This window comes from Ruegeria lacuscaerulensis (assembly GCF_013034745.1).
Taxonomy (GTDB): Bacteria; Pseudomonadota; Alphaproteobacteria; order Rhodobacterales; family Rhodobacteraceae; genus Ruegeria; species Ruegeria lacuscaerulensis_B.
The window spans coordinates 350129-368796 of sequence record NZ_WQGP01000002.1 but is presented as its reverse complement, the minus strand read 5'-3'; the positions used below and the strand labels follow the sequence as shown (position 1 = coordinate 368796).

General features: G+C 59.7%; 22 protein-coding genes. 15 read left to right on the top strand and 7 right to left on the bottom strand.

The features are described 5' to 3' along the window. Positions 1–6: 6 nt before the first annotated feature. The 9 genes from secD (at position 7) to GOV79_RS05320 (ending at position 6677) form a co-directional block, all read left to right on the top strand. On the top strand, positions 7–1668 hold the full coding sequence (gene secD, locus GOV79_RS05360; RefSeq protein WP_170788849.1) for a protein translocase subunit SecD: 1662 nt from the start codon (positions 7–9) through the stop codon (positions 1666–1668). A 2-nt stretch (positions 1669–1670) separates the two neighbouring features. Beyond that, entirely contained in the window at positions 1671–2639 is a 969-nt protein-coding gene (secF, locus tag GOV79_RS05355; protein WP_170788848.1) for a protein translocase subunit SecF, read from the top strand. After that, positions 2620–3378, top strand: coding sequence for a sulfite exporter TauE/SafE family protein (locus GOV79_RS05350; protein ID WP_170788847.1), 759 nt, complete (start codon positions 2620–2622; stop codon positions 3376–3378). Before secF ends, GOV79_RS05350 begins: the two co-directional genes overlap by 20 nt. A gap of 9 nt (positions 3379–3387) precedes the next feature. Next, positions 3388–3741, top strand: coding sequence for an Mth938-like domain-containing protein (locus tag GOV79_RS05345; RefSeq protein ID WP_170788846.1), 354 nt, complete (start codon positions 3388–3390; stop codon positions 3739–3741). A 146-nt stretch (positions 3742–3887) separates the two neighbouring features. Beyond that, on the top strand, positions 3888–4502 hold the full coding sequence (ccmA, locus tag GOV79_RS05340) for a heme ABC exporter ATP-binding protein CcmA (protein WP_170788845.1): 615 nt from the start codon (positions 3888–3890) through the stop codon (positions 4500–4502). Further along, positions 4499–5155 carry a heme exporter protein CcmB gene (ccmB, locus tag GOV79_RS05335; protein ID WP_170788844.1) on the top strand — a complete coding sequence of 219 codons (657 nt, stop codon included), beginning with the start codon at positions 4499–4501 and terminating at the stop codon, positions 5153–5155. The genes ccmA and ccmB overlap by 4 nt, the downstream gene beginning before the upstream one ends. A 61-nt stretch (positions 5156–5216) precedes the next feature. Then, positions 5217–5990 (top strand): heme ABC transporter permease, encoded by a 774-nt coding sequence (locus tag GOV79_RS05330; protein WP_170788843.1) that lies wholly within the window; start codon positions 5217–5219, stop codon positions 5988–5990. Further along, the gene (gene ccmD, locus GOV79_RS05325; RefSeq protein WP_170770430.1) at positions 5987–6145 is read left to right on the top strand and encodes a heme exporter protein CcmD; all 159 of its coding nucleotides are present in this window, start codon (positions 5987–5989) and stop codon (positions 6143–6145) included. Before GOV79_RS05330 ends, ccmD begins: the two co-directional genes overlap by 4 nt. Beyond that, on the top strand, positions 6138–6677 hold the full coding sequence (locus GOV79_RS05320; RefSeq protein ID WP_170788842.1) for a DsbE family thiol:disulfide interchange protein: 540 nt from the start codon (positions 6138–6140) through the stop codon (positions 6675–6677). Before ccmD ends, GOV79_RS05320 begins: the two co-directional genes overlap by 8 nt. A 111-nt stretch (positions 6678–6788) precedes the next feature. Here GOV79_RS05320 and acnA read toward each other — a convergent pair whose 3' ends face one another. After that, positions 6789–9479 carry an aconitate hydratase AcnA gene (acnA, locus tag GOV79_RS05315; protein ID WP_170788841.1) on the bottom strand — a complete coding sequence of 897 codons (2691 nt, stop codon included), beginning with the start codon at positions 9477–9479 and terminating at the stop codon, positions 6789–6791. Positions 9480–9706: 227 nt separating this feature from the next. On the opposite strand from acnA, the gene GOV79_RS05310 reads away from it, so the two are divergent. After that, positions 9707–10408, top strand: a complete 702-nt coding sequence (locus tag GOV79_RS05310) for a DUF1223 domain-containing protein (RefSeq protein ID WP_170788840.1) — start codon at positions 9707–9709, stop codon at positions 10406–10408. A gap of 12 nt (positions 10409–10420) precedes the next feature. Here GOV79_RS05310 and GOV79_RS05305 read toward each other — a convergent pair whose 3' ends face one another. The 5 genes from GOV79_RS05305 to purB form a co-directional block, all read right to left on the bottom strand. Beyond that, the gene (locus tag GOV79_RS05305) at positions 10421–11344 is read right to left on the bottom strand and encodes a lysophospholipid acyltransferase family protein (RefSeq protein ID WP_170788839.1); all 924 of its coding nucleotides are present in this window, start codon (positions 11342–11344) and stop codon (positions 10421–10423) included. A gap of 106 nt (positions 11345–11450) precedes the next feature. Beyond that, complete coding sequence (locus tag GOV79_RS05300; protein WP_170789000.1) at positions 11451–12515, bottom strand: flagellar motor switch protein FliG; 1065 nt, start codon at positions 12513–12515, stop codon at positions 11451–11453. A 95-nt stretch (positions 12516–12610) separates the two neighbouring features. After that, positions 12611–13153 (bottom strand): tetratricopeptide repeat protein, encoded by a 543-nt coding sequence (locus tag GOV79_RS05295; protein ID WP_170788838.1) that lies wholly within the window; start codon positions 13151–13153, stop codon positions 12611–12613. A gap of 103 nt (positions 13154–13256) precedes the next feature. Beyond that, positions 13257–13409 (bottom strand): adenylosuccinate lyase, encoded by a 153-nt coding sequence (locus GOV79_RS05290; protein WP_170788837.1) that lies wholly within the window; start codon positions 13407–13409, stop codon positions 13257–13259. 115 nt (positions 13410–13524) lie between these two features. Then, positions 13525–14832, bottom strand: coding sequence for an adenylosuccinate lyase (gene purB, locus GOV79_RS05285; protein WP_170770444.1), 1308 nt, complete (start codon positions 14830–14832; stop codon positions 13525–13527). An 89-nt stretch (positions 14833–14921) separates the two neighbouring features. Between purB and GOV79_RS05280 the strand changes: the two genes are divergently transcribed. The 5 genes from GOV79_RS05280 (at position 14922) to GOV79_RS05260 (ending at position 17354) form a co-directional block, all read left to right on the top strand. Continuing rightward, on the top strand, positions 14922–15254 hold the full coding sequence (locus GOV79_RS05280; protein WP_170788836.1) for a hypothetical protein: 333 nt from the start codon (positions 14922–14924) through the stop codon (positions 15252–15254). Then, complete coding sequence (locus GOV79_RS05275) at positions 15251–15673, top strand: DUF6314 family protein (RefSeq protein ID WP_170788835.1); 423 nt, start codon at positions 15251–15253, stop codon at positions 15671–15673. Before GOV79_RS05280 ends, GOV79_RS05275 begins: the two co-directional genes overlap by 4 nt. Before the next feature lie 77 nt (positions 15674–15750). Beyond that, positions 15751–16338 (top strand): biotin transporter BioY, encoded by a 588-nt coding sequence (locus GOV79_RS05270; protein WP_170770450.1) that lies wholly within the window; start codon positions 15751–15753, stop codon positions 16336–16338. Between the two features lie 132 nt (positions 16339–16470). Further along, positions 16471–17019, top strand: a complete 549-nt coding sequence (locus GOV79_RS05265; protein WP_170788834.1) for a hypothetical protein — start codon at positions 16471–16473, stop codon at positions 17017–17019. Positions 17020–17030: 11 nt separating this feature from the next. Next, positions 17031–17354 (top strand): hypothetical protein, encoded by a 324-nt coding sequence (locus GOV79_RS05260; RefSeq protein ID WP_170770454.1) that lies wholly within the window; start codon positions 17031–17033, stop codon positions 17352–17354. Positions 17355–17360: 6 nt separating this feature from the next. On the opposite strand, the gene GOV79_RS05255 is transcribed toward GOV79_RS05260, so the two are convergent. After that, positions 17361–18575: a bifunctional alpha/beta hydrolase/OsmC family protein gene (locus tag GOV79_RS05255; RefSeq protein WP_170770456.1), complete on the bottom strand. Its 1215-nt coding sequence runs from the start codon at positions 18573–18575 to the stop codon at positions 17361–17363. Positions 18576–18668: the final 93 nt, after the last annotated feature.

Below are 18668 nucleotides of genomic sequence, written 5' to 3'. Positions count from 1 at the left end.
AGGGTAATGCTGCACATTGATACCTGGAAGCGGGTTCTGATCTGGCTGGTCTGCGTGACCGGCCTGCTGATGGCCCTGCCGAATGCGTTTTACACGCGCGTTGAACAATCCAACGATGCCAAGGCTGCGATCGAGCTTGGCATCGACACGCCCGAGATGCAGGCCGAAGCGGCGCAGTGGCCAAACTGGCTGCCGTCGTCCTTGGTCAATCTGGGCCTCGACTTGCGGGGCGGTGCGCACTTGCTGGCCGAGGTTAAGGTCAGCGATGTCTACGAATCCCGTATGGATGCCATGTGGCCTGAAATCCGCGACGCGCTGCGGGATGAGCGGGCGACCGTAGGCACCATCCGCCGTCAGAACTCGGCCCCCGATGAGATTCGGGTGCGTATCAGTCAGCCCGAGGGCATGGCGCGCGCACTGGAAGTCGTGCGTGGCCTAGCCCGGCAGGTGCAGACGCTGTCCGGGGTAGGGGCCACTGATATCGAAGCCCGCTCCGAAGGCGACACCATCGTCGTGCAACTGTCGGATGCCGAGAAGCTGGCCTCGGACGATCGCACCGTTCGACAGTCGCTTGAGATCATCCGCCGTCGTATCGACGAGGTCGGCACGCGTGAACCCACCATTCAACGCCAGGGCGCGGATCGTATTCTGATCCAGGTGCCTGGCGTCGGCAGCGCGGGTGAGCTGAAAGAGATCATCGGAACCACTGCGCAACTGACCTTCAATCCGGTTGCTGGCCGCACGACCGATGCGGATACCGCGCCGGGCATCGGGCAAGAGGTCGTCCCTTCGCTTGATGAAGACGGTGTGTATTACATTCTGGAATCCGCCCCCGTTGTGACGGGTGAGGAACTGGTCGACGCCCAACCCGCGTTCGACCAGAACGGCCGCCCTGCGGTCAATTTCCGCTTTAACACGTCCGGTGCCCGCAAATTCGGCGACTACACGCTGGAGAACATCGGCGCGCCTTTTGCGATTGTGCTTGATGACGAAGTGATCTCGGCCCCGGTGATCCAAAGCCATATTCCGGGTGGTTCGGGCATCATCACCGGCAATTTCACAGTTGAGGAAAGCACCAATCTGGCCGTCCTGCTGCGCGCAGGTGCGCTGCCGGCGGGGCTGGAGTTCCTTGAAGAACGCACGATCGGCCCCGAGCTGGGACAAGACAGTATCGACGCAGGCAAGGTGGCCACCATCGTGGCCTTTGTTGCCGTCCTGGTCTTCATGGCGCTCAGCTATGGTTTGTTCGGTATATTCGCCAATATCGCGCTGATCCTGAACGTCGGGCTGCTGTTTGGTCTTCTATCACTGATCGGGGCGACGCTGACCTTGCCGGGGATCGCGGGGATCGTGCTGACAGTCGGCATGGCGGTGGACGCCAACGTGCTGATCTTTGAACGTATCCGCGAGGAACTGAAATCCGCCCGAGGTCCGGCCCGTGCAATTGAGCTGGGTTATGAAAAGGCACTGTCGGCCATTCTGGACGCAAACGTAACCACATTCATCACGGCGACAATCCTGTTTGCCATGGGCAGCGGACCGGTGCGGGGCTTTGCCATCACTCTGGGTCTGGGCATCCTCACCTCGGTCTTCACCGCGATCTTCGTGACGCGCCTGATGATCGTGATTTGGTTCGAACGCCGCCGCCCGAAAACGATCGAGGTTTGATCATGAGACTGAAACTTGTCCCTCAAGAAACCTCGTTCGATTTCTTCAGTCGCTGGAAGGTTTGGCTGGGTATTTCCGGCTTGATGATGGTCTTGGCCTTTACGTCCTTCATGTTGCAGGGCCTGAATTTCGGCATCGACTTCCGGGGCGGCACCACGATCCGCACCCAATCGGCGCAAGAGATCGACGTGGGTGCCTATCGCGACGCCATCGCTCCGCTTGAACTGGGCGATGTCACAATCACCGAGATTTTCGACCCGACCTTTGACGAGGACGAAAACGTCGCCATGATCCGCATTCAGGCGCAGGCGGAAGCCGAAGCCGTCTCGGCCGCAACAGTATCGGCTGTGGAAGAGGCATTGAAGGCGGCAGCCCCCGATATCCAATTTGTGTCCGTTGAATCCGTCGGTCCCAAGGTTTCGGGTGAGCTGATCCAGACCGCCGTGATCGCCGTTGTCCTCGCGATTGGGGCCGTGCTGGTCTATATCTGGCTACGGTTCGAATGGCAGTTTGCCCTGGGGGCGGTGGCCGCGCTTGTGCATGACGTGATCCTGACCATCGGCATCTTCTCGGAACTGCAAATCCGGTTCGATCTGGCGATCATAGCTGCGCTGCTGACCATCGTGGGCTATTCGCTGAACGACACGGTGGTTGTCTTTGACCGGGTGCGTGAGAACCTGCGCAAATACAAAAGGAAAGACCTAAAAGAGGTCCTCAACATCTCGATCAACGAGACCCTCAGCCGGACAGTCATGACCTCGGTCACAACCCTGCTGGCGCTGATCTCGCTTTATGTGTTGGGCGGAGACGTCATCCGTGGCTTCGTCTTCGCGATGATCTGGGGCGTGATCGTCGGGACGTATTCTTCGGTCTTTGTGGCCTCGACCATCCTGCTGTGGCTGGGGGTCAAACGCGACTGGTCCAAACCGTCGAACACGGCGGGCAACCAGTTTGCAAACATCGACGCCTGATCTTTTTGGCCAGTCCCCCACAGGGCTGGCCATTATTCTATGCGCCGCCTTCCTCAGCGGCATCGTGCGTGGGTTTTCCGGCTTTGGCACGGCGCTGATCTTCCTGCCTATAGCAACGCCTTTTCTGGGCCCGTTCGGCGCGCTGATTGGGCTGACCATCATGGATATCTTCGGTCCGCTCCCCAACCTGCGCCGTGCGTGGCGCGAGGTTGACCGGGGCGACCTGATCCGGCTGGTGGCCGGGTGCGCCCTGATCCTGCCACTTGGGCTTTGGATTTTGACGCAGGTCGACGTGAATGTCTTTCGGTACGCGGTTAGCCTCCTGTCGATCGCGATGCTGGCGGTCCTGATCCTGGGTCTGCGCTATCACGGCTATGTCAGCCGCACGATGGTGGTCGGCATCGGCTGCGCTGCAGGATTTCTTGGAGGCGTGGCAGGCCTGCCTGGTCCAGCGGTCATACTGTTCTACATGTCCCGGCCACTGCAAGTGACGGTCATCCGCGCCACCATTCTACTATTCCTATTTGCCTTCGACTTTCTGCTACTGGGGTACCTCACAGGTATGGGGCGGGTGACCGGAATGGCCGCGCTTCTGGGGTTGCTGCTTGCTGTGCCAAACCTGATCGGCAATTGGCTGGGCGGCAAACTGTTCCGTCCCGAACACGAAAGGCTCTACCGCGCTGCCGCGTATCTGGTGATTGCCGTTGCGGCCTTGTCGGGCCTACCACTTTGGGGCTAGAACGCACCCATGCGCCTGAACGAGATCACCTATACCAACGCCACCCCTGTCGATGGCTACGGCCCCGGTTTCTTCCGCGTGGGCGGCGCGCTCTTTCACGGCGCGGTTCTCACCGGCCCAACCGGCACCTCGGAATGGCGGGGCTATGAGGATGCCCAACCGCTCCTCGATCTTGCCGCCAACATTGACGTCCTGTTCATCGGCACCGGGGCAGAGCTGGCACATATTCCCGCCAAACTGCGTAACACGCTTGAAGATGCGGGTATCGGGGTCGAGATCATGAATTCCCCCGCCGCCTGCCGAACCTACAACGTACTGCTCTCCGAAGGTCGCCGCATCGCCCTTGCCGCGCTCCCGGTCTGACGGATCTCCCTTCATCTGGCCAAAAATATCCCGGGGAGCGTGAGGGGCTGGCCCCTCACTCCCACCCCAACCACATCGCGTTCCGTCTAAAGCTCTGCGTCAATTCCGACCTTTTGTCCGCCCCCACAATCCGCTAAGCGAGCGCTATGACACTGACCGTGACCGATCTGGCCATCACCCGTGGTGGCATTCCCGTGCTCGAAGGGCTCAGCTTTTCATTGCCCGCAGGCAAAGCACTGATCCTGCGCGGCCCCAATGGGATCGGCAAAACAACCCTGCTACGTACGCTGGCCGGGTTACAACCGCCGCTGCATGGCCGCATCGAAGGGGCCGAGGATCAGATCGCCTATGCCTCACATTCCGACGGGCTGAAACCCACGCTAACGGTTGTCGAAAATCTTAGTTTCTGGGCCTCGGTCTTTGGCACGCAAGGCATACAACCGGCGCTGGACGCCTTTGCTCTGAATGATCTGGCCGACCGCCACGCAGGCAACCTGTCGGCGGGACAGAAACGGCGGCTGGGGCTGGCGCGGATGCTGGTTACAGGGCGACCGATCTGGATGCTGGACGAACCCACCGTCTCGCTGGACCAGAACGCAGTGAAAATGTTCGCCGACGCCGTGCGCGCGCATCTGGGGCAGGGGGGATCAGCCCTGATCGCCACTCATATCGACCTGGGCCTTGACGGTGAGGTTCTGGATGTCGGCCCCAACAAGGCCAAACCCAAACCCATCGACGATTTCGACGGAGGCTTCCTGTGATCGCCTTGCTGCTGCGCGACCTGAAACTGGCCTTCCGCGCCGGAGGGGGCTTCGGCCTTGGGCTGGCTTTCTTCCTGATCGTGACCGTGCTGGTACCATTCTCGGTCGGGCCGCAATCCTCTCTGCTTTCGACTATCGCGTCTGGTGTGCTTTGGCTGGGCGCACTGCTGGCCTGCCTGCTGTCGCTCGACCGCCTGTTAGCGCTGGATTGGGAGGACGGCTCGCTCGACCTGCTGGCCACGGCACCGCTGCCGCTGGAAGCCGTGGTTACGATCAAGGCGCTTGCGCACTGGCTGACCACAGGCCTACCACTGGTTCTGGCCGCGCCGTTTCTGGGCGTGCTGCTGAATCTGCCGGTGCCGGGCTTTTCGTGGCTGGTGATCTCGCTGCTGATCGGCACCCCCGCCATGAGCGTCATCGGCACCTTCGGCGCAGCCCTGACCGTCGGCCTGAAACGCGGCGGCTTGCTGCTGTCGCTGCTGGTCCTGCCGCTATACGTCCCCACGCTGATCTTCGGCGCCGAGGTGGCGCGCCGTGGCGCCACGGGGATGGAAACCCAAACCCCGCTGCTCATGCTGGCCGGGATCACCGCCGCCACAATCGCGATGCTGCCCTTTGCCAGCGCTGCCGTTTTGCGTATCAACCTTCGGTGACGTGCTCAAACTTTGACCAAGGTCAATTGAGAATGAACCCGACTCGGACTAGATAAGGCCCATGTCTATCGCAGCCAAAGCCAACGCCCTCTGGGAATACGCCAACCCGCGCAAATTCCTCGCGACAAGCGAACGGGTGATGCCGTTTTTCTGGATCACCTCTATCGCGTGCATCGTGGTGGGGCTGATCTGGGGATTCTTCTTCACGCCGGATGATTACAAACAGGGCTCGACCGTCAAGATCATCTACCTGCATGTTCCGGCGGCGCTGATGGCGATCAATTGCTGGCTGATGATGTTGGCGACATCGCTTGTCTGGCTGGTTCGCCGCCATCATGTCAGTGCGTTGGCGGCTCGTGCAGCCGCTCCCATTGGCATCGTAATGACATTGATAGCACTGGCGACAGGCGCGATTTGGGGGCAACCCATGTGGGGCACATGGTGGGCCTGGGATCCGCGCCTGACCTCCTTCCTAATTCTATTCCTGTTTTATCTGGGCTATGTCGCCCTGTGGGAAGCGATCGAAGACCCCGACACCGCCGCCGACCTGACCTCGGTCCTGTGTCTGGTGGGCTCGGTTTTTGCGATCCTCAGCCGCTATGCGGTGAATTTCTGGAATCAGGGTCTGCACCAAGGCGCATCGGTGATGCGTGCAGCTGCCATTACCGGGGCGGATACCGAGGAAAAAGTCAGCAACATCTATTTCTACCCGCTGCTTCTGTGCATCATCGGGTTTGTTCTACTGTTCATCGCGCTGGCGCTCTACCGCACGGGTACGGAAATTCGCGCGCGCCGGATCAAGGCGTTGCTGGCACGGGAAAGGGTAAATGGATGATCCCCGATCTTGGAAAATACGCCGACACGGTCTTGTGGTCCTATGTGGTTTCAATCGGACTTCTGACAGCGCTGATCCTGTTCAGCGTGATGCGCGGCCGCAAGGTTCGGACCGAGATGGAAAAACTCGAAGAACGGATGACCCGCAATGGCTAAAATCTCGCCTCTGATGATCGCGCCACCGCTGATCTTTGGCGCCTTTGCCGTTCTGGCCGGCATCGGCATGTTCCGCGACGATCCTAACGCGCTGCCATCCGCCCGCGAAGGCCAGCCCGCGCCACCGGTTGTCCTAACCGAATTTCAGGGCAAACCCAATTTCGACGACGCCACGCTGCGCGACGGGAATGTCAAACTGGTCAATTACTGGGCCAGCTGGTGCGCCCCATGCCGAGTGGAACACCCCAACCTTCAGGCCCTGTCCGAAGAAGGCATCCCGCTTTACGGCATCAACTACAAAGACCAACTGGACAATGCCGAAGACTTCCTGACCGAACTCGGCGATCCGTACACTGGCATCGGTCGCGACGAACAGGGCCGAATGGGCCTCGATTGGGGCGTCTACGGCGTACCCGAGACCTATGTCATCAACGGCGAAGGCACCATAATCCTGCGCTTTGCCGGACCCATCACCCAACGCGTGATCGAAAGCACCATCCGCCCAGCCTTGGAAAAAGCTGCAGGCAAATAAAGCCCGCCCGTCCTTCTGTTCAAAAATACCTCGGAGCGCGAGGCAGAGCCTCGCAAATAACAAAAGGACGCCCTTAGGCGTCCTTTCTTATTCTATATGCACAAATTCCGGTCATCCAGCCTTTGCAAGGTTCCGTAGTACGTAGTGCAGTACGCCACCGTTTTCGATATACTCGATTTCGGGCGCGGTATCGATGCGGCACTTCAGGGTGATGGTCTTCTCGGACCCATCGCCGTAGACGATGGTGCAGGGCACCTCTTGCAACGGCTGGATCGTGTCCAGACCGTGGATCGAGACCGTTTCGTCCCCTTTCAGACCCAGCGACTTGCGTGTGTCACCGCCGGTGAACTCAAACGGAATGACGCCCATGCCAACCAGGTTCGAGCGGTGAATACGCTCAAAGCTTTCGGCGATCACGGCCTTGACGCCCAGCAGAGCCGTACCCTTGGCCGCCCAGTCACGAGAAGAACCCGCACCGTACTGTTCGCCACCAAAGACAACCAGCGGGGTGCCCTGTTCCTGATAGGCCATCGATGCCTCATATACCGAGGTCTGTTCGCCATCGGGGCCTTTTGTGTAACCGCCCTCGACACCGTCCAGCATCTCGTTCTTGACGCGGATGTTGGCGAAGGTGCCGCGCATCATGATCTCGTGGTTGCCACGGCGGGACCCGTACGAGTTGAACTCGCGCGGCTGAACCTGGCGGTCGGTCAGATACTTGCCTGCAGGCGTGGTCGTCGCAAACGAACCGGCCGGTGAGATGTGGTCTGTGGTGATCATATCACCCAGGATCAGCAATACCTTGGCACCTTCGATGTTCGAAATCGTACCCGGCTCGGCCCCCATGCCTTGGAAATAGGGCGGGTTCTGGATGTAAGTCGATGTCGCGGGCCAATCATAGGTTTCCTGCTGCGGAACATCTACGCCCTGCCACTTTTCATCGCCCTTGAAGACGTCGGCATATTTCGATTGGAACGCCTCACGCGTAACGGTCTGTTCAACCAGTTCAGCGACTTCCTGGGCCGATGGCCAGATGTCCTTCATGAAGACGTCGTTACCGTCCTGATCCTGACCAATCGGCTCGGACGTCAGGTCGATATCCATGGTGCCTGCCAGCGCATAGACCACCACCAACGGCGGCGAGGCCAGATAGTTGGCGCGTACGTCAGGCGAGATTCGTCCTTCGAAGTTCCGGTTGCCCGACAGCACCGACGTGGCGACCAGGTCGCCTTCGGCAATCGCCTCGGACAGTTCTTTTTGGATGGGTCCCGAGTTACCGATACAGGTGGTGCAGCCATAACCCACGAGGTTAAAGCCCACCTTGTCCAGATCTTCTTGCAGGCCAGCGGCCTCAAGATAGGCTGACACAACCTGCGACCCAGGAGCCAGCGAGGTTTTGACCCAAGGTTTGCGGTTCAAACCCAGCGCTGCGGCTTTGCGCGCCACAAGGCCCGCGCCGATCATCACATAGGGGTTTGAAGTGTTGGTGCAGGAGGTGATCGAGGCGATCACGACCTTGCCCGATTCCATGGTGTAGTCCTCGCCGTTGACGACGACTTCCTTGCCCATGGGACGCTTGAAAGTCTCTTCCATTTCCTTGGTGAAAGCGGCCTTGGCGTCGGTCAGTGCAACATAGTCCTGCGGGCGTTTTGGACCCGAGATCGCAGGAACGATGGTGCCCATGTCCAGCGACAGGGTGTCGGTATAGATCGGTGCGTAGTCCGCATCGCGCCAGAAGCCGTTCTCTTTCGCGTAGGCTTCAACCAGCGCGATACGGTCTTCGTCGCGACCGGTATTGCGCAGATAACGCAGGGTTTCGCCGTCGATCGGGAAGAAGCCACAGGTCGCGCCGTATTCGGGGGCCATGTTGGCGATGGTCGCGCGGTCGGCCAGGGGCAGACGATCCAAACCTTCGCCGTAGAACTCGACGAATTTGCCGACAACACCTTTTTCACGCAGCATCTCGACGACCTTCAGAACCAGGTCGGTGCCGGTGGTGCCTTCGACCAGATCGCCGGTCAGCTCAAAGCCCACAACCTCTGGGATCAGCATCGAGATCGGCTGACCCAGCATTGCGGCCTCGGCTTCGATCCCGCCAACACCCCAGCCCAGTACGGCCATGCCGTTGACCATGGTAGTGTGGCTGTCGGTGCCGACCAGCGTGTCAGGGTAGGCGACTTCGTTGCCGTCCTGATCGGTGTCAGTCCAGACGGTCTGGGCCAAATATTCCAGGTTCACTTGGTGACAGATGCCGGTTCCGGGCGGCACAACGCGGAAGTTGTTAAAGGCGTTCTGGCCCCATTTCAGGAACTGGTAGCGTTCCATGTTACGCTCATACTCGCGGTCCACATTCATCTGGAACGCGCGCGGGTTGCCAAACTCGTCAATCATGACCGAGTGGTCGATGACCAGATCAACTGGGTTCAGTGGGTTGATCTTCTGTGCGTCGCCGCCCAGTCCTTTGATGCCGTCACGCATTGCGGCCAGATCGACAACCGCCGGAACACCGGTGAAGTCCTGCATCAAAACGCGGGCAGGGCGATAAGCGATCTCGCGCGGGTTCTTACCGCCGTTGGCGCCCCATTCGGCAAAGGCCTTGATGTCGTCGACCGAGACCGAGAAACCGTTATCCTCGAACCGCAGCATGTTCTCCAGCACCACTTTCAGCGCGGCGGGAAGGTTTGAGAAATCACCCAGACCGGCCTCTTGTGCGGCGGGGATGGAATAATAGGAAATGGACTTGCCATTCACGCTCAGGCTGCGGCGTGTCTTGGCGGTATCCTGTCCGACTTTGATGGGCATCTAGTGGCCTCCCTCTCAAATGACGTGGAATATGGGATTCGCTGAAGGGTATCTGCATCACCCAAGCCGCCGGTTCAAGGTCCAACAGCCCACCTGCGGCAATTTTTGTATACCATTGCACACATTTTTTTGAAATCTGGCTGTCGCGGCTCTCAAGAAACCTTGATTGGAGGTTGAGCGGCGATAGATGTACACCTGTCTCGCATCCCACAAATCCCGAGAGCCCCATGATCAGAACCGTTACTGCGACCGCGCTTGTTTCCCTGTTTCTTGCCTCGTCTTCGATGGCGGAAAGTGACCCGGTGGTTGTGGAGTTGTTCACGTCTCAGGGGTGTTCTTCCTGTCCCCCTGCGGACAAGCTGATGCATGAGCTTGCCAAGCGCGACGACGTTATCGGCTTGGCGCTGCACGTGGACTATTGGGACTATATCGGGTGGGAAGATGAATATGCCAATCCCGATCACACCACCCGGCAGCGCGCCTATGCGCGTGGGGGCGGGCGGTCGATGATCTATACGCCGCAGATGGTGATCAACGGGCAGCAGGATGTTGTGGGCGCCAAGGCTGATGAACTAAATCGCATCATCGAAGCCCATCTGAAAGCTGCGCCAGAGGCATCGGTCTCAGCAACACGGGCGGCGAATGATGTCACGGTGGATGTCACGCCGATCGAACTGCCCGAAGGGGCGACCTATGAGATTCGGGTGGTGGAGTATTCACCGATGCGCCATGCCTCGATCCGCCGAGGGGAACTGGCAGGGCATGAGCTGGACTATGCCAATGTGGTGGAATCCTGGCACTGGGCGGGATCCTGGGATGGCAACCAGGCACAGCAATATTCGGTTGCGCTGACTTCGGACCTGCCTGCGGTTGTGCTGGTTCAAGAGGCGGGTCATGGCCCGATCGTGGCCGCTGCGCGGGTCAAATAGGTCGACCGCCCATTAAACCATGTCTTCCGGCTGAACACCCAGCCCATTCCAAGCTTTCCAGCGGCGGTGAATCCAGAACCACTGGCCCATGTTTTTGCGCACCATCGCCTCAAGATCGTCATTGGTGAACTGGGTCATGGTCTTGGGGTCGGTATGGGGGACGGGGTCGTGCAGGACGATCTCAAAGTCGATACCGTTGGGCTGGCGCACGGCATAGCAAGGGATCAACACCGCCTTGTACTTCATCGCAAGCTCGGCATTCAGAACCGAGGTCACGGCGGGTTTGCCGAAATAGGTCAGCTCTTCGCCGCCATGGGCATGCAGGTCCGATACGATGGCGATGATCCCACCCTTTTTCAGGGCGCGCACCATCTCAACCATGCCGCGGCGGCCCTGTTCAAACATCGGCGCGCCGGTTTTGTAAAAGGCGTCGACATACATGTCGTTGAAATAGGGGTTTGCCATCCGGCGATAGAGGCAACCGATCGGTTCGCCGCTGCGTTCCTGTAGCGCGATGCGCGCCGCAAGGTAGTGGCCGAAATGGGCGGTGATCATCATCACCGGCTTGCCCTCGGCCACGGCGGCGTCAAACGCTGCGATACCAGGACCCGAAACCTTTGCGTGGCGCTGTCGATCCGTAAACCCTTCGGGCGAGAAATGTTCCATAATCGCGCGGCCAGCATTGTCAGGGACGGCCTGGCAGATGCGATTGACTTCATCCTCGGGCAGGTCGGGGCAGGTCAGCTTCAGGTTGTCGCGCACGCGTTTCGAAAACCCAACCACTGGTGCAAGCGTGCGGACCAATGCGCCCATTGTCGCAATGCGGCGCTCGTAGGGCAGCAGGCGCATCGCGCCAATCAACCCTTTTAGGAACAGGCCGGTCACGAAATATTTGCCAAGCTCAATCCGGCTGAGTTCTGACTTTTCTACGGGCATCTGTGGCTCTCGGCGGCTATTGCGGGCGTTGCCGGGCCAGACATACAACCCCGACCGAGCGACCACAAGCGTTCTGAATGGGTTACAAGGGCACGGAGGCGTCTCGTTATTCCTCGGCCTCTTCTTCGACAAGGGTTATCGCGCCGCCATCCACCAGATCGCGGATTGCGCCAACGATCTGGGTCATGGCCTCTTCCGCCTCAGCCTGTTTGACCTTGCCGCGTTCGGTCATTTCCTCGCGCAGATTGTCGGCCATGCGCGAGGACATGTTGGTCAGAAGAAATTCAACCGTTGTCTTGTCGTCCTCGGTCTCGGCACCGGCGAGCGCCGTGACCAGAACCGGTTGATCCACGCCCCGAAGGATAGCGGGTACGTCGCGCGGCAGGATGCGCGTTGGGACATGGGCGAATGTAAAGATGGACCGGCGTACGACACTGGCGAAATCCGAATCCTCCTCATCCAGAGCGCTAAGCAACCCGTCGCGGGTCGAGGCGGCGGATTGGTTGAGGATGGCCCCCACGCGCGCACCGGGGCCATCTGTGAATGCCATGGTCGGGCGTTGATCCAGTTGCGCGGCCAGCGACCATCCGATCCGGTCTACTGCCTCGGGTGTGACATTGGCGGTCTTCGACACCGCATAGGTGATCCGTCGCGCCACAGGGCCGGGCAGGTGGCCCAATAGCTGCGCGGCCTTCGCGGTTTCCAGCTTCGAAAGCATCACTGCCGCGACCTCGATACTTTCGGCCTGCGCCATGTCGGCCAGATCCTCGGTTGGGATTTCGCGCAGGCGCTGCCAGGGATCGCCGACTTGACGCACCCCTGCGACTTTGCGCAGCCGCGCGGCGGTGGCCGGAGCGATTTTGCCGTTCACAGCATCCAGCGCACCCGCAAGTCCGTGCGGAAAGGAAAGCCCGACACTGTCCAGCGCTTCGGCAAATTCAGCGGCCACAGCGTCCAGCGTCACCCGGTCCACCAGACCCATCTGCCCCAGTTGGTGGGTCAGCTTTTCCTGCAAGTCATCGGGAAGATCCTCAAGCGGGATATCCGCGCCGTCATTTAACAAAAGCCGTACGACCACTGCCGCCTTTTGTCGATTGCTCAGCGCGCGTGGAACCACGCGCGGCGCTTCTTGTTCTTTGTCGGCAATGGGGGCCGAAGCCCCCGGCGCCATTTGTACCAATGTGTGTGAGTCCTGCATCTGCCTGCGGTGCCATCATTCTGATCCACGGGCAGAATAGGGAGACTCGGGTAAAAAAAACCTGAAGCTTAGTAGTTGAAGGTCAGCCCCGTGCGGATTGCCTCGCGCAGAGACGCCTCGGCCCAGGTGCCTTCACCACCGCGCGCCTTGATCTCGCGCCATTGCTCGATGGCCAGATCGGTGCGACCTTCGGCGACATAGCCTTGTGCCATGTACGAGCGCGCCAGAATATTGTCGGGATTGACCCTGATAGCGTCCTGATAGAACAGATTGGCCTGTTCCAGATCGCCCAGCTTTCGGAAGGTAAAGCCCCAATAGGTCAGAACACGGTCATCATCCTGATCCATGATCCGAAGGACGTCCTGCGCGTTTTCCAACTGCCCGTCATAGGCAAGCTCACGCACCGCGCCATAAAGTTCGTCCTGAGTGAAATTTGTTTTGTTCGGTTTCACACAGCGCCCGGCGTCCTTGTCATAGACCCGACCGAACAGACACTTCTTGGTCGTGTTCGTCGGTTTAGGCGGGCTGCTGTCCCCACCGCCAGCGGCGTGGGCAACTGGGGCGAAAGCGAATGCCTGCAGGGCAATTGCTGAGGCTAGTACTAGGCGCATTTTCCTACTCCGTTCTCTGGGCTGCTCTGATCAAGCATAGCGCGATCCGATAAAAGACGAACAATCGGCGGCTCGCTTTTATTCACGAGTAGGAAATATTTTCTTAGCTGTTCACGGTTTTGGTACAGCTCTGGGTCTCATAGTCCCATTGGGTGCCCGGCGCGCAGGATTGCGTTTGCTTGGAATGTCCGCTGCAGGCCATCGCGATCGAGGCAGAGCAGGTCAGAGCCAATGCGCATAGAAGAGTACGGGTCATGGTGGGTCTCCTGTTCTGAACAACGACCCCATCATATCCGAATTTGAGCAACCTGACAAAAGGACAAGGCCCGAATCCGCCTATACGGTCCGGGCCTTGTTTAGTGCGTTAGGCTTTATTCCTCGCCAAACACGCGCGCGAAAATCGTGTCTACGTGCTTGGTGTGATAGCCAAGGTCGAATTTCTCTTCGATCTCCGCGGGGCTGAGGGCGGCGGTGACATCGGCATCGGCCAGAAGTTCTTCTTTGAAATCAGTGCGGTGTTCCCAAACCTTCAAAGCGTTGCGCTGAACCATGGCATAGGCGTCTTCGCGGCTGACACCCGCTTGGGTCAGAGCCAGCAAAACCCGTTGGCTCATGACCAGACCGGGGAATTTGTTCATGTTCTCCAGCATGTTTTCAGGGAAGATCAGCATCTTGTCGATCACACCTGTTAGACGGGCCAGCGCAAAGTCCAACGTGATCGTGGCGTCCGGCCCGATCATGCGTTCCACCGAGGAATGCGAGATATCGCGTTCGTGCCAAAGTGCCACATTCTCCATCGCAGGGATCACCGCCGCACGCACCATACGCGCCAGACCAGTCAGGTTCTCGGTCAGCACCGGGTTTTTCTTGTGCGGCATAGCTGACGAGCCCTTTTGACCCATCGAGAAGAACTCGGCCCCTTCCAGAACCTCGGTCCGCTGCATATGGCGGATTTCGATAGCGATATTTTCGATGCTGCTGGCGATCACGCCCAATGTGGCAAAGAAGGCCGCGTGACGGTCGCGCGGAATGACCTGCGTGCTGATCGGCTCGGGCACCAGACCAAGTTTGTCGCAGACATGCTCTTCAACCGCAGGATCGACATTGGCAAAGGTGCCGACCGCGCCGCTGATCGCACCGGTTGCAATCTCGGCCCGCGCGTCGCGCATGCGAGACAGATTGCGGTCCATCTCTGCGTAGAAACGCGCAAAGGTCAGACCCATGGTGGTGGGCTCGGCATGGATGCCGTGGCTGCGGCCGATGCGGACAGTGTCCTTGTGTTCGATCGCGCGGCGTTTCAGGGCGGCCAGCAGACCTTCGAGATCGGCGATCAGCAGGTCGGCAGCGCGGGTCAATTGTACGTTCAGGCAGGTGTCCAGCACGTCGGACGAGGTCATGCCCTGATGCACAAAGCGTGCCTCTTCGCTGCCGACATGTTCAGCCAGATGGGTCAGGAAGGCGATGACGTCGTGTTTGGTGACGGCTTCGATTTCATCAATCCGCGCCACGTCGAACTCAACGTCCTTGGCCTTCCACACGGCCTCGGCGTTTTCGCGCGGTATCACGCCCAGATCGGCCATGGCGTCACAGGCATGGGCTTCGATCTCGTACCAGATGCGGAACTTGCTTTCGGGCGACCAGATGGCAACCATCTCGGGGCGGGAATAACGTGGAATCATTGGCAGCGGCACCTTATTGTGATTTGGCAGGAGGCGTTGCGGCGCGGTTTAAACGCGACCCGCCACGGGAACAAGATGCGAGTGCGCAGATGAGACGGTTTGCCCTGATTTTAGCCCTTTGGCCCGATATTTCGGCCGCGACAGAGTTTTGGCCACTGACTGGGAGTGAAATCGTGTCGACCTTGACCGGACAGAAACTCAGCTATGGCGAAGGCGTCTGGCAAACCTTCGATGCAAGCGGGGCCACGCAGTATTTCTCGGGGCGACCCAGCAGTGGACGGTGGGCAGTTCGCGGAGATCAGTATTGTTCGACCTGGCCACCATCCGGGCTTTGGGCCTGCTACGATGTGTTGCAAAGTGGGGTAATCATTCGATTCATCGACGACAGGGGCGGGATCACGGACGGGTATCTGCCGGAATGATCGCTCCGAACAGCCTGTCCGATTTCGAAGGCTGCTGGGGCCTGACGCGCACCATCCGCGACGCAAGAGCGGGGCAGGTGGTGCAGGCGGATGGGATGGCGTATCTGCGTCCTGTTGATGACGGCCTGATCTATGACGAAGAAGTGGTTTTGCGCATACCCGGTCAAGCTGAGGTGAAAGGCGCCCGGCGCTACCTTTGGCGTGCGGACCGCGACGACGTAGCAGTCTTTTTTGACGACGGGCGGTATTTCCACCGTTTGAATCTGGGGGTTCCGCAGACGTCGGATCACCATGATTGCGCGCCAGACAGCTATGACGCTATCTACGATTTCTCGTCCTGGCCGCGATGGAGCGTACGCTGGATCGTCTCCGGACCCCGAAAATCCTACGAAATGGACACGGAATACGTGCTACGGTAGCGTAATCACCTTGAAGTGAGCGGCCGGATTGGGCATTGCTGTCGCAGATTTCCGATCCGAATTGGGGAGAAGTGAAGATGAATGCAAATGTACTGGCCAATGCGTTTGGCCCGCGCGAAGGCACGGCGCTGCGCGTTAAGCAAGTGATCCTGGTTGCGCTGGGCATCGTTGCTTTGGCCGTTGCCGCGAAAATCAAAGTGCCGATGTGGCCGGTTCCGATCACCATGGGCACCTTTGCCGTTCTGACCATTGGCACCGCCTATGGCGCGCGTCTGGGTTTGGTGACCATGCTGGGTTACCTGCTGATCGGCGCGCTGGGCTTTGATGTGTTCGCCGGCTCGTCGGCCGAGAAATTCGGGCTGACTTACATGATGGGTGGCACAGGCGGCTATCTGGTGGGTTACGTTCTGGCGACCCTGGCTCTGGGTGCTCTGGCCGCGCGCGGCTGGGACCGCTCGGTTGGCAAGCTGGCGCTGGCGCTGGTTCTGGCCAATGTGTTGATCTACGTCCCCGGCCTGCTTTGGCTGGGTCAGCTGTATGGTTGGGATCAGCCGATCCTGGCCTGGGGCCTGACGCCGTTCCTGGTGGGTGATGCGATCAAACTGGCGCTGGCGGCGCTGCTGATCCCTGGCCTGTGGAAACTGGTGGGCGACGCCCGCGCCTGATTTCCCGCTTTTGAGAACGACGAAACCCGCGCCCGGAGCAATCCCGACGCGGTTTTTGTTGTGGAATGAGACTGGACAAATCCAGTCATCGCGGGCCACTCTGAGCCAACAGAAACAACAGGTTATTATGATATGTTTTTGCGAATAAGCTCTGCCATTGCGGCGATATGGCTTGGCGCCGCGCCAGTGTTGGCCGATACCCCGGTGACGTATACGGATAATGGACGCGCCTTGTTTAGCTTTTCGGTGCCCGATTTCTGGGCCGTGCGGACAGGCGGCACACGCGAGATTGAGGATACGCAACTCGGAGATCCCCGCGCAGTGGCTCGTGTCATGGGGATACGGCCTGTGACCGATGACAACGTCTGGATCGGTTTTGTCGCACCCGCCGGCGTCGCCTCGATCGACGGAGGATTGCGGTATCTTCAGGATGTCGACAAGTTTCTGGTCAAATCTCCAGTGGTCTCAGACAATGTTTCGACTCGTATCGGAGGGCTGCCCGCGCAAGTGATCCGGGGCACCGGTACCCGTGATGGGCGGGGCGTTAACTTCACTGCGACTGTGATCGACCTGCCCAATGACCGCGTCGCCGTGGCCGTGGCCGTTCTGCGCGATGGGGCCGATCCGGCCTATGTGGATGATCTGAACGCAGTGTTCGCCTCGTTCCGGGCTGCTCGGTGAGGAGGGGGAAGATGGCCAGAAAACTGATCAAACGCACCTGTCTTGCCCTGAGTCTGGGCGCAGCCAGTTTTACCCTTTCGGCCTGTGATGGGGTCACTGTTGGCGTGGGATACGGATATGATCCGTTTTACGACTCGCTTCTTTGGAACGACTATTACCACGACGTAGATGTGGACATCGACGTAGATCGCCCGGTTCGCCCGAAGCCGCCGGTTGGGAAACCGCCTGCACGGCCCAAGCCACCGATCGCCAAACCGCCCGCGCGGCCCCGGCCACCTGTGGCTCGGCCCCCGACAGCACGGCCGCCGATCCATCGACCGGCACCGCGACGGTAAGGTGCGTCAGGTCAGCAATTCGGTCGTAATTTCCGCCGAACCCTCAAGTGTCCTGTGAACAGGGCATTTGTCGGCAATTTCCAGCAACCTGGCGCGCTGTTCGTCGTCCAGAGGACCTTCGAGCCGGATCTTGCGCCGGAACAGATCAACCTTTCCGTCGCCGACTAGCCCCGCATCCTGCCCGTGGACCTTGTTGTGGCAGACATCGACAACAATGCCCGTCAACGGCCAGCGTTTGCGACGCGCATACATGCGAATTGTCATCGAGGTGCAGGCCCCCAATCCGGAAGACACGAAACCGTAAGGCGACATGCCTCGGTCGGTGCCGCCATACGAGGCAGGCTCGTCCGCGACCGCATGGTGACGGGGGCCGGATTGAATGTCCTGCAAGAAACCGCTGGGGTCGGCCTCGGTCACGCGCACAATGCCTTCGGGGGCGCCGGGCGGTGGGGCTGGTGGGGACAGGGTTATGTAGCGTGTCACCCAGGCCGCAATCACATCGGCCGCATATTCAGCGTCACAGGCCCGCGTGATCAGGTGGTCGGCATCATCCAGAGTAACAAAGCTTTTGGGGTGCTTGGCGGCCATAAAGATGGCGCTGGCGTTGTCGACGCTCACGGTCTCATCCAAGGGGGCGTGCAGGATCAGCAGCGCGGCTTTCAGCTCTTTGATGGCGGGGGTCAGTTCGGTTTCCGATATGTCATCGACAAAGGCCTTGCCAATGCGGAAAGGACGCCCGCCCAGCGTCACTTCAGCCGAGCCTTCCTGCTCGATCTCGGGAAGAGCGGCCTGGAAATGGTGCGAGACATGGCCCGGATCAGCAGGTGCGCCCAGCGTGACCACCGCTTTGACGCTGGGAATGCCAGCGCGGGCGCGCAGCACAGCAGCTCCGCCAAGCGAGTGCCCAATCAGCAACGACGGCGCCATGTCGCGCCCGGCAAGATAGTGAGAGGCGGCAATCAGGTCTTCGACATTAGAAGTGAAAGTGGTGTTGGCGAATTCGCCTTCAGAGTGACCCAGACCGGTGAAGTCAAAACGCAGAACGGCAATACCCATTCCAGCCAAGCGAGCCGCGATGCGACGGGCGGCGGGAATGTCCTTGGAGCAGGTAAAACAATGGGCAAACAACGCTGTGGCCAGAACCGGCCCGTCAGGCAGGTCGAGGCGCGCAGCAAGTTGGTTGCCGTCGTGACCGGCAAAGGTAATGCGTTCGGTGGGCATGGCAGTTCCTTACGTCGCAAGTTGGCGCCAATACTGTGGGCTTCTACCGGGTCGCTCAACCCATATGTAACGCGCGTCACGGGAAGGTGAGAA

Bases quoted from the DNA above. Each gene is read 5' to 3' on its own strand.
- GOV79_RS05330 (WP_170788843.1), top strand. From the start codon at position 5,217: ATGTCTATCGCAGCCAAAGCCAACGCCCTCTGGGAATACGCCAACCCG.
- GOV79_RS05305 (WP_170788839.1), bottom strand. From the start codon at position 11,344: ATGCCCGTAGAAAAGTCAGAACTCAGCCGGATTGAGCTTGGCAAATAT.
- secD (WP_170788849.1), top strand. From the start codon at position 7: ATGCTGCACATTGATACCTGGAAGCGGGTTCTGATCTGGCTGGTCTGC.
- GOV79_RS05300 (WP_170789000.1), bottom strand. From the start codon at position 12,515: ATGGCGCCGGGGGCTTCGGCCCCCATTGCCGACAAAGAACAAGAAGCG.
- secF (WP_170788848.1), top strand. From the start codon at position 1,671: ATGAGACTGAAACTTGTCCCTCAAGAAACCTCGTTCGATTTCTTCAGT.
- GOV79_RS05255 (WP_170770456.1), bottom strand. From the start codon at position 18,575: ATGCCCACCGAACGCATTACCTTTGCCGGTCACGACGGCAACCAACTT.
- GOV79_RS05310 (WP_170788840.1), top strand. From the start codon at position 9,707: ATGATCAGAACCGTTACTGCGACCGCGCTTGTTTCCCTGTTTCTTGCC.
- GOV79_RS05320 (WP_170788842.1), top strand. From the start codon at position 6,138: ATGGCTAAAATCTCGCCTCTGATGATCGCGCCACCGCTGATCTTTGGC.
- GOV79_RS05290 (WP_170788837.1), bottom strand. From the start codon at position 13,409: ATGACCCGTACTCTTCTATGCGCATTGGCTCTGACCTGCTCTGCCTCG.
- acnA (WP_170788841.1), bottom strand. From the start codon at position 9,479: ATGCCCATCAAAGTCGGACAGGATACCGCCAAGACACGCCGCAGCCTG.
- GOV79_RS05260 (WP_170770454.1), top strand. From the start codon at position 17,031: ATGGCCAGAAAACTGATCAAACGCACCTGTCTTGCCCTGAGTCTGGGC.
- GOV79_RS05295 (WP_170788838.1), bottom strand. From the start codon at position 13,153: ATGCGCCTAGTACTAGCCTCAGCAATTGCCCTGCAGGCATTCGCTTTC.
- ccmA (WP_170788845.1), top strand. From the start codon at position 3,888: ATGACACTGACCGTGACCGATCTGGCCATCACCCGTGGTGGCATTCCC.
- GOV79_RS05345 (WP_170788846.1), top strand. From the start codon at position 3,388: ATGCGCCTGAACGAGATCACCTATACCAACGCCACCCCTGTCGATGGC.
- GOV79_RS05270 (WP_170770450.1), top strand. From the start codon at position 15,751: ATGAATGCAAATGTACTGGCCAATGCGTTTGGCCCGCGCGAAGGCACG.
- ccmD (WP_170770430.1), top strand. From the start codon at position 5,987: ATGATCCCCGATCTTGGAAAATACGCCGACACGGTCTTGTGGTCCTAT.
- GOV79_RS05265 (WP_170788834.1), top strand. From the start codon at position 16,471: ATGTTTTTGCGAATAAGCTCTGCCATTGCGGCGATATGGCTTGGCGCC.
- GOV79_RS05280 (WP_170788836.1), top strand. From the start codon at position 14,922: ATGAGACGGTTTGCCCTGATTTTAGCCCTTTGGCCCGATATTTCGGCC.
- purB (WP_170770444.1), bottom strand. From the start codon at position 14,832: ATGATTCCACGTTATTCCCGCCCCGAGATGGTTGCCATCTGGTCGCCC.
- GOV79_RS05275 (WP_170788835.1), top strand. From the start codon at position 15,251: ATGATCGCTCCGAACAGCCTGTCCGATTTCGAAGGCTGCTGGGGCCTG.